Raw genomic sequence first — 12,248 nt, forward strand, 5'->3', positions numbered from 1 at the left:
ATGCAACTTGTAACAGATATAACTCATTTTCAATCTCCTGAGCATACGGTGCTAACCATCGGCACCTTCGACGGGATTCATATAGGACACCAAAGAATCATCACCCAAGTGGTCGAGAGGGCTAAGGAACAGGACTTACTCCCTACGGTACTGACTTTCTTCCCTCATCCGCGTATGGTACTCGACCCCTCCGCTCCTATTGCGCTGATTCAGACCATAGAGGAGCGGGCACAACTTCTGGCTTCCTATGGGATTGCCCAGCTGGTCATTCAGCCTTTCAGCAAGGAATTTGCCGCACTCTCTGCTCAGGATTATGTACGAGAACTCTTAGTGGGAAAACTTCGAGCCAAGGAGATTATCATAGGCTATGACCATCGTTTTGGGAAAAACCGTTCCGCTGGGATAGAAGAGCTCAAGGCCTTTGGAGAACAATATCATTTTCAAGTGGAGGAAATCCCTGTGCAGGAGGTAGACTCCCTCTCGGTGAGCTCTACCAAAATCCGACAAGCACTCGAGAAGGGCGACGTGCAGACGGCTAATCACTATCTCGGTTATTCGTTTTCTTTGGCAGGTACCGTGGTACATGGACAGAAGTTAGGCCGTACCTTGGGCTATCCTACGGCCAACCTACAGATAGAAAATTCTCATAAGCTCATCCCTAAGATAGGGGTCTATGCCGTGTATATGCTTTGGGAAGGAAAAAAGGTCTTTGGGATGCTCTCTATAGGGAAAAATCCTACCATAGAAGGCAAAGGTGAAAGTATAGAAGTATATTTCTTTGATTTCAGTAGTGACTTATATGGCAAGGAAATACGACTTTATTTTATAGATTTTATCCGTGATGAGGTCAAGTTTCCTTCCTTAGAGGCGCTCAAGGCACAACTGAAAAAGGACGAAGATAGTTGTAAGTGGTTAATTGCCAATGCTCAATGATCACTGCAAAGATACTCTCCCCTTCAAGGTATATAAAAAACTTATAGTGCTATAGAAAAAAATAATAAAAATCTATTGCTCAGAGGCGAAAACCGCCATACCTTTGCACCGCAAAACAACGAGAAGATAAATTGTTTTTCATATATTAGATTTTGTGGTTAGAATTGGTAAAAGAGGGCGCAAGCTCTCTTTTATTTTTATATAAGGTCAATACTTACAGTATCTCCTCTCTGGATGCCCATAAGGCTAGCACTTCCGCCCGAAACATCCGGATTGGCCTTGTAGATGGCCATCTCCAAATAGTCTAAATGGTTGAATAGCAGAAAGACCTCTCCTGCCGAAAGGCTATCTTTCTCTACCTGATTGTACTGCAAACAAATAGAATCCAAGGTGATATTCTCCACGCTTTGGTAGCGGAAATATACATGAAATCGCCTATCCTTAGCCTCTTGGGTGAGCAGTGAACGGGTGATATTGGACACCACATTACCAAAGTGATCAATGTAGATAACAGTGCCTTCTATCCTTTGGGCGCGCACCTTAGGAACAAAGTCGGTGATATATAGGTGCTTCTCACAGGGTGTTCCTAATGTGGAGGGCAAGGCACCTTCACAAAGCTTTTGGGCAATATGGGTGGAGAACTCCAGCGTAGGGAAGATGGACACTCTACTGGGTAGGTCAAGAAGATAAACTTCTGTCTCTGGGGCATTGTGCGTCAGTAGGGAGACAAATCCATTGTCGGCCGTGATAAAGTAGTGCCTCTCATGTACTAAGAGGAGCAGCCCACACTCAGGGGAAAGTTCGTTATTGACGCCTACGATATGGATGGTTCCCTTAGGAAAATAGCGGTAGGCACCTTCCAAAAGGTACGCAGCTTCCGAGATACTATAGCGATCCACCTGATGGGAAATATCTACAATACGTGCCTGAGGAATAAGGCTATAGAGCTGCCCCTTGAGGGCGCCTACACCGTAGTCTTGTTCCCCAAAATCCGTGGTAAGAGTGATGATGTTCATAACTGCAAAATCAAAAACTTGAAAAAACGTACAAATATAAGAAAAAACTCCCAAACAAGGATTATTTTTTCTCATTTCTTTTTACCTTTGCATTCTCCAAAAAATACCTACAAATTCTCAACTGTTATGGCTACTAACAAAAATGCCTTGATTCGTTATAAGACTATTGATAAGTGTCTGAGGGACACCACACGCTTGTGGACTTTGGACGATCTTATCGCCGCCTGTACCGAGGCGCTCTGTGAGTATGAGGGCAAGGAAAATGTCGTGAGCAAGCGTACCATACAGCTCGATATCCAGAATATGCGCAGCGACAAGATAGGCTACAATGCCCCTATCGAGGTCTTTGACAATAAGTATTACCGCTATGCCGACTCGGACTATAGTATTACCAAAATGGAAATCCCTTACGAGGATATCAAGAAGATGCGTCAGGCGGTGGAGTTCCTCAAGGAGTTCAAGGATTTTTCTTTCTTCCAACAGATGAATGGGGTGCTGCATCGCTTGGAGGATGCTGTCTTCCTCACCCTATCTCACCATCCGGTGATACACTTGGATAAGAATGAGCACCTTAGGGGGCTTAGTTATATAGACCCTATCTACCAAGCCATACAGCAGAAAAAGCCCTTGGCCATAGAATACAAGTCCTTCAAGGCGCGCCATAGTGCTACTATGCACGTGCATCCTCAGTTCCTCAAGGAGTATAACAATCGGTGGTTTTTAGTTGCTTTCTACAAGACAAGTCTGCTTACCTTGGCGCTTGATCGCATGGAAAATGTGAATATTTTGTCCGCTCCCTATGTTGATAAAAATATCGATGCCAATGAGTATTTCAAGGATGTTATAGGGGTTACCGTCTCGGAGGGAAACCCTATCGAGGAGGTGGTTTTCTGGGTGGATAGGAACAATGCTAACTATGTGATCACCAAGCCTTTTCATCATTCTCAAGAGATAGTAGAAGAGCGGGAGGATGGGGTTGTCTTTCGTATCAGGGTACGCCATAATTATGAACTGGAGCGGCTTATTTTGGGATTTGGAGCTAGTATAATCGTTTTAGCCCCTTCACGCCTAAGGCGGAATATATCCTCATTATTAAAAAAAGCAGCTGCTAATTATTCTTAACAAAATGCAAAAGTATAATAAAATACAGCAAGAATGGGGGGCTATGCTGAAAAAATTGTACTTTTACCCTTTTAAAACAGAAAGCGTAATGAAATCATTATTCTCGTATATTTTTCTCTTGGCAGTGCTTTTTACAGGCTGCCGCACGGCTAAGGTTACCAATACACAAGGGGTCGCCGATACCTCTCTCAGAGGAAAGGAAATTCTCGAAAAGCATCAAGAGACTTTCCCCGCTTTTGAGACACTGGCTGGAACACTCACGGTCACTTATTCCAGGATAGGTAAGATCGGGCAGGCTATCCCTCTGTCTTTTAGAATGAAAAAGGGAGAAACCATCTGGATCAGTGCTCCCTTAGGAATGGCCAAGGCACTCATTACCAAGGATAAGGTACAGTTCTATAACAAGCTTGACAATACCTATTTCGAGGGGGATTATACCATCTCTGAAAAATATTTAGGGGTACATCTTGGCTTTGAGGCCTTGGAGAATTTGCTCTTAGGGCAATTGCTTTTCCGCGATAGGCATACCACCCTCACCCCTGAGGGGGAGCGCTACAAAGGAGCGCTTAAGAAGGATGCTTTGGACTTGTCTTTCTTCCTTAACGCAGCTTTCAGAATGGAGAGTTTGCTCATCGTACAAGAGAAACAAACTGAGAGAGAGCGCTCTCTCTATGCTGCTTATACCTATCAGGCGGTGGAGGGGCAGCTCTTCCCGCTCTCCCTATTGCTACAAGGCAGTCAGGGGGGGGAGCAAGTGCAGCTAAGTTTGCAGTTTAGTGCTCTCCAGCGCAATGTGGCGGTACGATTCCCCTATAGTGTCCCCTCTGCTTACCAACCCTTAACCCTTCGTCCCTAATGCATCGCTTAGTAGTATTCATATGTATCCTGTCATTTGCAGGTGCTTTTGCGCAAACTTCTCAAAAACAAAAGCAGCTGGAAAAGCAGAAGAAAGCGCTCTTGGAACAGATCCAAGAGATGTCCGCACTGCGCTCTCAGCAGGCGCAGGAGCGCAAGAGCTTGGCCTTTCAGATTGAGGAAATTAGTGAAAAAATATCAGCTCGTACACAGCTTATACGCCTGACCAATCATCAGGCCAATCTGCTCAGCCAACAGATTAAGGACAACCAAAACCAGATCTCCACGCTCAAGAAGGATCTGGAGAGCCTCAAGAAGAATTATGCGGCGGTGATTCTCCAATCCTATAAGTCTCGTTCTCCCCAAAGCCGCTGGATGTTCCTGCTCGCCTCCGAGAGCTTCACTCAGGGGTACAAGCGCCTAAAGTACTTACAACAATATACCCAATATAGGAAAAAACAAGCGCAAGAGATTCAGCAAAAGAATACCCTCCTACAACAACTCGCCGACTCTCTCTCTTCCCAGTATAACTACCAGCGCAGGATAGTGGAGGAAAACCAAAAGGAGCAGACGCGCCTCTCTCAGGAACGAAAAGAACAAGAATCCTTGGTGGCCTCTATCAAGAAAAAGGAAAGTGAGTATGCCGCTGAGATTAAGAAGAAACAAGCGCAAGCCAATAAGATAGACCGAGAAATAGACCGCTTGATTCGCTTGGCCATAGTCGAGGCCAACAAGAAGGCAAAGCCTAAGACTTCTTCTACAGGCAAGACTACTACCTCTGCCGCCGCCAGTGATAAGGTCTTTGACCTTACTCCTGAGGGGCAAGCGCTTTCCTCGGACTTCGAAGCCAATAAGGGTAAGCTCATTTGGCCTATCGAACGAGGGTACAAGTCACAAGGGTTCGGTACCTATGACGATCCTGTGTATCCTGACCTTAAGCATTATAATAATGGTGTCTCTCTTATGGCGCCCCGAGGGGCTGATGCTCGCTGTGTCTTCAATGGGGAAGTATCCGCGGTCATCTCCATCCCTGGAGGAAACAAGGCGGTACAGGTGCGACATGGGAATTTTATTACCATTTATTATAACCTCACTCAGGTATATGTCAGTAAGGGGCAAAAGGTCTCCGCCAAGACACCCCTGGGGAAGATTTTTACCGATAGTGAGGGACGTACCGAAATGAAATTCTTTGTCTATAAAAACACCAACAAACTCAATCCTGAACATTGGCTGAGGGAATAAAAAAGAAAAGAAATGTCAAGATTCAAACTCTGGAAACAAGATCCCTTTGGGCATGCCCTTTGGATAAAAAAATTTATCATACGTACCTTGGGCTCGCTTACCCATAGGCGCTACCGAGGGTTTAACGACCTACATATAGAAGGATCAGAGATTATACGTTCTCTACCTGAGCGAGGGGTGCTCTTTATCTCCAATCACCAGACATATTTTGCCGATGTTATCGCTATGTACCATGTGTTCAACGCCAGCCTCAAGGGGCGGGTGGACTCTCTCAAGAACATAGGCTATGTATGGCAACCTAAGCTCAATCTGTATTATGTAGCAGCCTCTGAGACCATGCGCTCGGGGATACTCCCCAAGATTCTTGCCTATGTGGGTGCTGTAAAAGTCAGCCGTACTTGGCGCGAAAAAGGCAAAGAAATACACCGTGAGGTCAATCCCGATGATATCAAAAATATAGGAGTTGCCCTCCAAGATGGGTGGCTCATTACCTTCCCTCAGGGGACTACCTCACCTTGGAAACCCATTCGCAAGGGGACAGCTCACCTGATAAAGACCTACAAACCCATCGTCGTGCCCATTGTTATAGATGGCTTCAGGCGTTCTTTTGACAAAAAAGGAGTGGTGGTCAAAAAGAAAGGAATCCAACAGACCATGCGGATAAAAGCTCCCTTAGAGATTGATTATGAGCGAGAAAGCGTAGAAGAAATCATAGAAAAAGTAGCCTTTGCCATAGAGCAACATCCTACTTTTATCAAGAGTAAAGAGCAGGAATAAGGTTGTTAATAACTTATTTTTCAAAAAAATACATTTTTTTGTTGGTAGAATAAAAAAATGTCGTATATTTGCACCTCGTTAAACAAGGAGTAATTTTTGTTTGAAAAAGAACAAAAAATGCCGGTATAGCTCAGTTGGCCAGAGCACGTGATTTGTAATCTCGGGGTCGTGGGTTCGAATCCCTCTACCGGCTCGATGTTTATCATATTTATTTGTTGATTCTTAGGGGAGATACTCAAGCGGCCAACGAGGGCAGACTGTAAATCTGCTGGTTTTCACCTTCACAGGTTCGAATCCTGTTCTCCCCACTACTTGATTGACATATTTTAATAAGATTGCGGGAGTAGCTCAGTTGGTAGAGCGTCAGCCTTCCAAGCTGAATGTCGCGAGTTCGAACCTCGTCTCCCGCTCTTTTACAAGCCGATGTAGCTCAGGGGTAGAGCGCTTCCTTGGTAAGGAAGAGGTCACGAGTTCAAATCTCGTCATTGGCTCTTTTGTAGTATAAGAAATATACCTTTTATATTAATTTCTATAACTAAGATTAAAATTATTTAAACATGGCAAAAGAGAATTTTGACCGTTCCAAACCGCACCTTAATATTGGTACTATTGGACACGTTGACCACGGAAAAACAACATTGACTGCTGCTATTACTAAAGTATTGGCTGATGCAGGTCTCTCCGAAGCGAGAAGTTTCGACTCTATCGATAACGCTCCTGAAGAAAAAGAGCGTGGTATTACTATCAACACTTCACACGTAGAATATCAAACTAAGAACCGTCACTACGCTCACGTAGACTGTCCAGGCCACGCCGACTATGTAAAGAACATGGTTACTGGTGCTGCTCAGATGGACGGTGCTATCCTTGTGGTTGCTGCTACCGATGGGCCTATGCCTCAAACTCGTGAGCACATCCTTTTGGGTCGTCAGGTAGGTATTCCTCGTATCGTTGTGTTCCTTAACAAAGTGGATATGGTGGATGACCCTGAACTATTGGAACTCGTAGAAATGGAAGTACGCGAATTGCTCTCTTTCTATGATTACGATGGTGACAATGGTCCTGTAATCCAAGGTTCTGCTCTTGGTGCTCTTAACGGAGAACAAAAATGGGTAGATACTGTAATGCAGCTTATGGACGCTGTAGACAACTGGATCGAACTTCCACAACGTGATATTGACAAACCTTTCTTGATGCCTATCGAGGACGTATTCACTATCACTGGTCGTGGTACTGTGGCTACAGGTCGTATCGAAACTGGTATCGCTAACACTGGTGACGCTGTTGAAATCATCGGTATGGGAGCTGATAAGCTTACCTCTACTATCACTGGGGTTGAGATGTTCAAGAAAATCCTTGACCGTGGTGAAGCTGGTGACAACGTAGGTCTCCTACTCCGTGGTATCGACAAAAAAGATATCCGTCGTGGTATGGTAATCTGCAAACCAGGTTCTGTAAAACCTCACGCTAAGTTCAAAGCTGAAGTATATATCTTGAAAAAAGAAGAAGGTGGACGTCACACTCCATTCCACAATAACTACCGCCCTCAGTTCTACGTTCGTACAACCGACGTTACTGGTACTATCAACCTTCCTGAAGGAGTAGATATGGTAATGCCTGGGGACAACCTTACTATCACTGTGGAATTGCTACAACCTATCGCTCTTAACGTAGGTCTTCGCTTCGCAATCCGTGAAGGTGGTCGTACCGTAGGTGCTGGTCAGGTAACTGAAATCCTTGACTAATAAGACTTGATTTCATGATATTTTAAAAGGGTTTTGGCAACAAAACTCTTTTTATACGGGTGTAGTTCAAGGGTAGAATAGTGGTCTCCAAAACCATTGATGGGGGTTCGAATCCCTCCACCCGTGCCATATATAGTTTTTTATAAACTGACAAAACGAATCGTAATGATCAACTATATCAAAGAATCTTATACAGAACTAACACAGAATGTTACCTGGACTCCCTTCAATGAGGCACAACGCCTACTGTGGGTGGTAACTATATTCTCCGTTATTTTTTCTTTATTCATTGCTGGCGTGGACTTCCTCTTTGAAAGCTTCATCGCTCAGATTTTTAAAATTTTCTAAATGGCAGTCCTTGAAAAAAATTGGTATGTAGTACGTGCTGTAAGTGGCCAAGAGAACAAAGTAAAGAACTACATAGAGTCTGAAATTAGCCGATTGGGCTATGGCGACTATGTAGAGCAGGTGCTTGTGCCTACTGAAAAGGTACCACAACTTCGCAATGGAAAGAAAGTCAATGTAGAAAAAGTGTTCTTCCCTGGATATGTGATGATCAAAGCAGACCTCTCTGGCGAAATCTCTCACTTGATTAAGGGAATCTCCGGAGTGATTGGTTTCTTAGGAGAAACAAAAGGAGGAGCTCCTACTCCTATCCGCAAGTCCGAAGTCAATCGAATGCTCGGTATTGTAGATGAGCTACAAGAAAAAGTAGATACAGTTCTTATCCCTTATGAAGTAGGGGAGTCTGTCAAGGTTATCGATGGCCCTTTCAATGGCTTTACCGGCAATGTGGATAAGGTAAATGAGGAAAAACGCAAGCTCGAGGTGATTGTTAAAATCTTCGGTCGTAAAACCCCACTGGAGCTCAGCTATACACAAGTAGAAAAAATATAACAAACTTCGCTCTAAAGCGGAATATACATTTTAAAGAATTATAAATTAAAGTTGAACAATGGCAAAAGAATTACACAAAGTAGTTAAACTACAAGTTAAGGGAGGTGCTGCGAATCCTTCGCCACCGGTTGGACCTGCCTTGGGGGCTGCTGGAGTTAACATCATGGAGTTCTGTAAGCAATTCAATGCGCGCACTCAGGACAAGCCTGGTAAAGTATTACCTGTTGTTATCTCTGTTTACAAAGATAAATCTTTTGATTTTGTAATCAAGACCCCACCTGCGGCAGTTCAACTCTTGGAAGCAGCCAAAATTAAGGGAGGTTCTGGAGAGCCTAACCGTAAAAAGGTAGCCAATATCACTTGGGATCAAGTACGCGCTATCGCTGAAGATAAATTGCCTGACCTCAGTGCTTTCACTATTGAGAAGGCTATGAGCATAGTGGCAGGTACCGCTCGTTCTATGGGTATCACAATCACTGGAGATAAACCTTTTTAATTGATTGATTATGGCAAAACTGACAAAGAAATACAAAGAGGCTTTATCTAAAATAGAAGCTGACAAATTATATAGCCTTGCAGAAGGAAGCAAAAAAGTAAAAGAAGTTTCTTTTACTAAGTTTGATGCTTCTGTGGATATCGCAGTAAGATTGGGGGTTGACCCTCGTAAAGCAAACCAGATGGTACGTGGTGTAGTGACTCTTCCTCACGGAACTGGTAAGGATGTACGCGTATTAGCGCTCGTTACTCCTGACAAGGAAGCTGAAGCTAAAGCTGCCGGTGCTGACTATGTAGGGCTTGACGAATACTTGCAGAAAATCAAAGACGGCTGGACTGATGTAGATGTTATCGTTACTATGCCTGCTGTAATGGGTAAATTGGGACCTTTGGGGCGTGTGCTCGGTCCTCGTGGGCTTATGCCTAACCCTAAAACAGGTACTGTAACTATGGAAATCGGTAAGGCTGTTCAAGAAGTAAAAGCAGGGAAAATAGACTTCCGTGTGGATAAAACAGGGATTGTTCATGCTTCCATCGGAAAAGTATCCTTCACTGCTGAAAAACTTACTGAGAATGCCACTGAGCTCCTTCAGACCCTCATTAAGCTAAAACCTACTGCCGCTAAGGGTACTTATATCAAGTCTATCTACTTGTCAAGTACTATGAGCCCCAGTGTAGCTATAGATACAAAAGCAGTCTAACAAGTAGTTAAAAGAGAAAATTATGACAAAAGAAGAAAAATCAGTAGTAATAGAGGATTTAACCGCTCAGTTAGCAGCCAATCATGTGATCTATCTGGCAGACCTCACCGGACTCAATGCAAAGGAGACTTCCGACCTTCGTCGCGCTTGTTTCAAAGCTAATATCAAACTCGCTGTAGTAAAAAACACTTTCTTAGCAAAGGCTATGGAAGCCTCTGACAAAAATTTCGGAGATCTTCCTTCTGTACTCAAAGGAAATACTTCCGTGATGTATGCCGAAGTGGGAAATGCTCCAGCTAAGTTGATTAAAAACTTTAGAAAAAAATCTGAAAAACTCCTTCTCAAAGGAGCTTATATAGAAGAAGCTGTATTCATCGGCGATGACCAGTTGGACGCTCTCTCTTCTATCAAATCCAAAGAGGAACTTATCGGAGATATCATTGCCCTCTTGCAATCGCCTGCTAAAAACGTTGTTTCTGCTCTTAAGTCTGGAGGAGGAAAAATCGCAGGTATTGTTAAAACACTCTCTGAACGTTAATAGCACACACATTAATTTTATTTATAAACCATTAAAAAACGATAGAAATGGCAGATTTGAAAAATTTCGCAGAACAATTAGTTAACTTAACTGTAAAAGAAGTAAATGAACTCGCTCAAATCCTTAAGGATGAGTATGGTATCGAGCCTGCTGCTGCAGCTGTTGCTGTAACTGCTGGTCCTGCTGCTGCTGGAGAAGCTGCTGCTGAAAAAACTGAATTCGATGTAATTCTTAAGAGTGCAGGTGACAACAAATTGGCAGTAGTGAAATTAGTAAAAGACCTTACTGGTCTTGGACTAAAAGAAGCTAAAGAAGTAGTAGATGGAGCTCCATCTAAAGTGAAAGAAGGGGTTTCTAAAGCTGACGCTGAAAACCTTAAAAAATCATTAGAAGAAGCTGGAGCAGAAGTAGAATTAAAATAATTCTTTTCTTAGTTTTTACAATACGAAAGTCTCTTCCCCACAGGGGAAGAGATTTTTTATTGAAGCTCTTTTACCGAGTGGACTTACTGCCCCACATCTGCCGAAGACGCTTCTCGTATTGCTTAGGATCGAGTACTACCTCGGGTTTTCCTTTGCCATTGTACAGTACCAAAGCTGCTATATAGGGCAGCTTCTCTGTATCAATAATCCACGATTTCTCCCCGTCTATCCGTATGATACCTCCTCGTAGGGTAATCCCACAGAAACAGCTCTCTGAAGCAGCAGGAAGTAGGGAGGAGATGCGTGCCTTAATTTTCTTATACTCTGGGTGTTCCTGTGCATACTTATAGTAGGTGGCATCTTCGGCAAAGATGACCACTCGCTTAGGATTTTTTAGATGGATTCCTGTATGAAGATTCGTATCACGCGGAATCTCAGTCACATAGGAGGGCTTACAGCCTACTATTAGCAGGGCTAAAAATAGCAGCTTTCTCATAAGATAGTATATTGGTTAGGTTCAAGAGGACAAATATACAAAAAAGCAAAGAAAAACGGAAGAATTATCCAAATATTTTTTACCTTTGTCACATGAAAATAGAAGTATTAAAATCAAAAATCCACCGTGTAAAAGTAACCGGTGCAGACTTGGATTATATAGGGAGCATCACTATCGATGAAGCTCTTTTGGAAGCGGCCAACCTCATCGTAGGAGAGAAGGTCTCTATCGTGAATGTCAATAATGGCGAGCGTTTCGAGACATATATCATTCGGGGTGAGCGAAACTCTGGTACCATTACCCTCAATGGTCCTGCCGCTCGCAAGGTACAGAAGGGGGATATTGTAATCATTATCTCCTATGCCCTTATGGATTTCGAAGAGGCCAAAACCTTCCAACCTACGGTCATCTTTCCTGATGAGCAAACAAATCGATTAATGATTAATACCAACAGTAATTAATATCAGTATCATTAATTTGTAAAAAAATTTTGGATAAAAGTTTTTTTGTTCAGATTTTTTCTTATCTTTGCCCTATATTTAAAATTAAAACTTATGAGTTTATTCGGAAAGATCTTCCAAGGAGTAACCGAGGAAGTGAAACTAAACGAACAAGAATCCTTCGCAGGGATTGCTCTTGCTATGGCAGGAGCCGATGGTAACGTAGGCCATGGAGAGTGGGACGAAATCGTGAATTACATGAACCGTCTTCGTATCTATGACAGCTACACTGGCTCTGCTTTTGATAAGCTTTTTGATAAGCTTTTCCGTATTCTTAAGAAAGAAGGCCCAGGAAGCTTAGTAGAAAAATCAGTGCAAGGTCTTCCTTCTGAACTTCGTCTTACTGCTTTTGCTTGCGCAGTAGATATCGCTACTTCTGATGGTATCTTAGAAGAAGAAGAAAAGGATATGATCAACCAATTAGCTGAATTGCTAACTGTACCAGAAAAAACCGCCATTTCTATTATTGAAGTAATGCTCATAAAGAATAAGGTTTAAAACAAAGCGGC

16 protein-coding genes and 5 tRNA genes are annotated in these 12,248 nt (G+C 43.2%); 19 read left to right on the forward strand and 2 right to left on the reverse strand.

The window, feature by feature from the left end; translation table 11 throughout:
• A complete protein-coding gene (locus CAPGI0001_RS03760) occupies positions 1-933 on the forward strand; it encodes a bifunctional riboflavin kinase/FAD synthetase (protein WP_002666910.1) in 933 nt (310 codons plus the stop codon).
• Positions 934-1,130: 197 nt separating this feature from the next.
• On the opposite strand, the gene CAPGI0001_RS03765 is transcribed toward CAPGI0001_RS03760, so the two are convergent.
• Positions 1,131-1,949 (reverse strand): SAM hydrolase/SAM-dependent halogenase family protein, encoded by an 819-nt coding sequence (locus CAPGI0001_RS03765; RefSeq protein ID WP_040359549.1) that lies wholly within the window; start codon positions 1,947-1,949, stop codon positions 1,131-1,133.
• 126 nt (positions 1,950-2,075) lie between these two features.
• Here CAPGI0001_RS03765 and CAPGI0001_RS03770 point away from each other — a divergent pair, with 126 nt between their 5' ends.
• The 16 genes from CAPGI0001_RS03770 (at position 2,076) to rplL (ending at position 10,743) form a co-directional block, all read left to right on the forward strand.
• The gene (locus CAPGI0001_RS03770; protein ID WP_002666652.1) at positions 2,076-3,071 is read left to right on the forward strand and encodes a helix-turn-helix transcriptional regulator; all 996 of its coding nucleotides are present in this window, start codon (positions 2,076-2,078) and stop codon (positions 3,069-3,071) included.
• Positions 3,072-3,159: 88 nt separating this feature from the next.
• Positions 3,160-3,927 (forward strand): lipoprotein insertase outer membrane protein LolB1, encoded by a 768-nt coding sequence (lolB1, locus tag CAPGI0001_RS03775; RefSeq protein ID WP_040359568.1) that lies wholly within the window; start codon positions 3,160-3,162, stop codon positions 3,925-3,927.
• The gene (locus CAPGI0001_RS03780; protein WP_002666554.1) at positions 3,927-5,168 is read left to right on the forward strand and encodes a murein hydrolase activator EnvC family protein; all 1,242 of its coding nucleotides are present in this window, start codon (positions 3,927-3,929) and stop codon (positions 5,166-5,168) included. The genes lolB1 and CAPGI0001_RS03780 overlap by 1 nt, the downstream gene beginning before the upstream one ends.
• Before the next feature lie 12 nt (positions 5,169-5,180).
• Positions 5,181-5,945: a lysophospholipid acyltransferase family protein gene (locus CAPGI0001_RS03785; RefSeq protein ID WP_002666850.1), complete on the forward strand. Its 765-nt coding sequence runs from the start codon at positions 5,181-5,183 to the stop codon at positions 5,943-5,945.
• 119 nt (positions 5,946-6,064) lie between these two features.
• Positions 6,065-6,138: transfer RNA gene (locus tag CAPGI0001_RS03790), tRNA-Thr, on the forward strand.
• A gap of 32 nt (positions 6,139-6,170) precedes the next feature.
• Positions 6,171-6,253: transfer RNA gene (locus CAPGI0001_RS03795), tRNA-Tyr, on the forward strand.
• 29 nt (positions 6,254-6,282) lie between these two features.
• Positions 6,283-6,355 (forward strand) — tRNA-Gly (locus CAPGI0001_RS03800).
• Between the two features lie 9 nt (positions 6,356-6,364).
• Positions 6,365-6,436: transfer RNA gene (locus tag CAPGI0001_RS03805), tRNA-Thr, on the forward strand.
• 66 nt (positions 6,437-6,502) lie between these two features.
• Positions 6,503-7,690 carry an elongation factor Tu gene (tuf, locus tag CAPGI0001_RS03810; RefSeq protein WP_002666853.1) on the forward strand — a complete coding sequence of 396 codons (1,188 nt, stop codon included), beginning with the start codon at positions 6,503-6,505 and terminating at the stop codon, positions 7,688-7,690.
• 55 nt (positions 7,691-7,745) lie between these two features.
• Positions 7,746-7,819, forward strand: a tRNA-Trp gene (locus CAPGI0001_RS03815).
• 36 nt (positions 7,820-7,855) lie between these two features.
• Complete coding sequence (gene secE, locus CAPGI0001_RS03820) at positions 7,856-8,038, forward strand: preprotein translocase subunit SecE (RefSeq protein ID WP_002666472.1); 183 nt, start codon at positions 7,856-7,858, stop codon at positions 8,036-8,038.
• Positions 8,039-8,587 (forward strand): transcription termination/antitermination protein NusG, encoded by a 549-nt coding sequence (nusG, locus tag CAPGI0001_RS03825; RefSeq protein WP_002666547.1) that lies wholly within the window; start codon positions 8,039-8,041, stop codon positions 8,585-8,587.
• 58 nt (positions 8,588-8,645) lie between these two features.
• A complete protein-coding gene (gene rplK / locus CAPGI0001_RS03830) occupies positions 8,646-9,083 on the forward strand; it encodes a 50S ribosomal protein L11 (RefSeq protein WP_002666655.1) in 438 nt (145 codons plus the stop codon).
• 10 nt (positions 9,084-9,093) lie between these two features.
• Entirely contained in the window at positions 9,094-9,783 is a 690-nt protein-coding gene (rplA, locus tag CAPGI0001_RS03835; RefSeq protein WP_002666749.1) for a 50S ribosomal protein L1, read from the forward strand.
• Between the two features lie 22 nt (positions 9,784-9,805).
• Positions 9,806-10,321 (forward strand): 50S ribosomal protein L10, encoded by a 516-nt coding sequence (gene rplJ / locus CAPGI0001_RS03840; protein ID WP_002666851.1) that lies wholly within the window; start codon positions 9,806-9,808, stop codon positions 10,319-10,321.
• A 47-nt stretch (positions 10,322-10,368) separates the two neighbouring features.
• A complete protein-coding gene (gene rplL / locus CAPGI0001_RS03845; RefSeq protein WP_002666553.1) occupies positions 10,369-10,743 on the forward strand; it encodes a 50S ribosomal protein L7/L12 in 375 nt (124 codons plus the stop codon).
• Between the two features lie 70 nt (positions 10,744-10,813).
• On the opposite strand, the gene CAPGI0001_RS03850 is transcribed toward rplL, so the two are convergent.
• Positions 10,814-11,239: a hypothetical protein gene (locus tag CAPGI0001_RS03850; RefSeq protein ID WP_002666658.1), complete on the reverse strand. Its 426-nt coding sequence runs from the start codon at positions 11,237-11,239 to the stop codon at positions 10,814-10,816.
• A gap of 92 nt (positions 11,240-11,331) precedes the next feature.
• Here CAPGI0001_RS03850 and panD point away from each other — a divergent pair, with 92 nt between their 5' ends.
• Positions 11,332-11,700, forward strand: coding sequence for an aspartate 1-decarboxylase (gene panD, locus CAPGI0001_RS03855; protein ID WP_002666691.1), 369 nt, complete (start codon positions 11,332-11,334; stop codon positions 11,698-11,700).
• 93 nt (positions 11,701-11,793) lie between these two features.
• On the forward strand, positions 11,794-12,237 hold the full coding sequence (locus CAPGI0001_RS03860) for a tellurite resistance TerB family protein (RefSeq protein WP_040359554.1): 444 nt from the start codon (positions 11,794-11,796) through the stop codon (positions 12,235-12,237).
• Positions 12,238-12,248 lie beyond the last annotated feature (11 nt).

It is taken from the genome of Capnocytophaga gingivalis ATCC 33624, from assembly GCF_000174755.1.
GTDB classification, from domain to species: Bacteria; Bacteroidota; Bacteroidia; order Flavobacteriales; family Flavobacteriaceae; genus Capnocytophaga; species Capnocytophaga gingivalis.

Coding starts and splice junctions, on each gene's coding strand:
- CAPGI0001_RS03760 (WP_002666910.1), top strand. CDS start 1: ATGCAACTTGTAACAGATATAACTCATTTTCAATCTCCTGAGCATACG.
- CAPGI0001_RS03765 (WP_040359549.1), bottom strand. CDS start 1,949: ATGAACATCATCACTCTTACCACGGATTTTGGGGAACAAGACTACGGT.
- CAPGI0001_RS03770 (WP_002666652.1), top strand. CDS start 2,076: ATGGCTACTAACAAAAATGCCTTGATTCGTTATAAGACTATTGATAAG.
- lolB1 (WP_040359568.1), top strand. CDS start 3,160: ATGAAATCATTATTCTCGTATATTTTTCTCTTGGCAGTGCTTTTTACA.
- CAPGI0001_RS03780 (WP_002666554.1), top strand. CDS start 3,927: ATGCATCGCTTAGTAGTATTCATATGTATCCTGTCATTTGCAGGTGCT.
- CAPGI0001_RS03785 (WP_002666850.1), top strand. CDS start 5,181: ATGTCAAGATTCAAACTCTGGAAACAAGATCCCTTTGGGCATGCCCTT.
- tuf (WP_002666853.1), top strand. CDS start 6,503: ATGGCAAAAGAGAATTTTGACCGTTCCAAACCGCACCTTAATATTGGT.
- secE (WP_002666472.1), top strand. CDS start 7,856: ATGATCAACTATATCAAAGAATCTTATACAGAACTAACACAGAATGTT.
- nusG (WP_002666547.1), top strand. CDS start 8,039: ATGGCAGTCCTTGAAAAAAATTGGTATGTAGTACGTGCTGTAAGTGGC.
- rplK (WP_002666655.1), top strand. CDS start 8,646: ATGGCAAAAGAATTACACAAAGTAGTTAAACTACAAGTTAAGGGAGGT.
- rplA (WP_002666749.1), top strand. CDS start 9,094: ATGGCAAAACTGACAAAGAAATACAAAGAGGCTTTATCTAAAATAGAA.
- rplJ (WP_002666851.1), top strand. CDS start 9,806: ATGACAAAAGAAGAAAAATCAGTAGTAATAGAGGATTTAACCGCTCAG.
- rplL (WP_002666553.1), top strand. CDS start 10,369: ATGGCAGATTTGAAAAATTTCGCAGAACAATTAGTTAACTTAACTGTA.
- CAPGI0001_RS03850 (WP_002666658.1), bottom strand. CDS start 11,239: ATGAGAAAGCTGCTATTTTTAGCCCTGCTAATAGTAGGCTGTAAGCCC.
- panD (WP_002666691.1), top strand. CDS start 11,332: ATGAAAATAGAAGTATTAAAATCAAAAATCCACCGTGTAAAAGTAACC.
- CAPGI0001_RS03860 (WP_040359554.1), top strand. CDS start 11,794: ATGAGTTTATTCGGAAAGATCTTCCAAGGAGTAACCGAGGAAGTGAAA.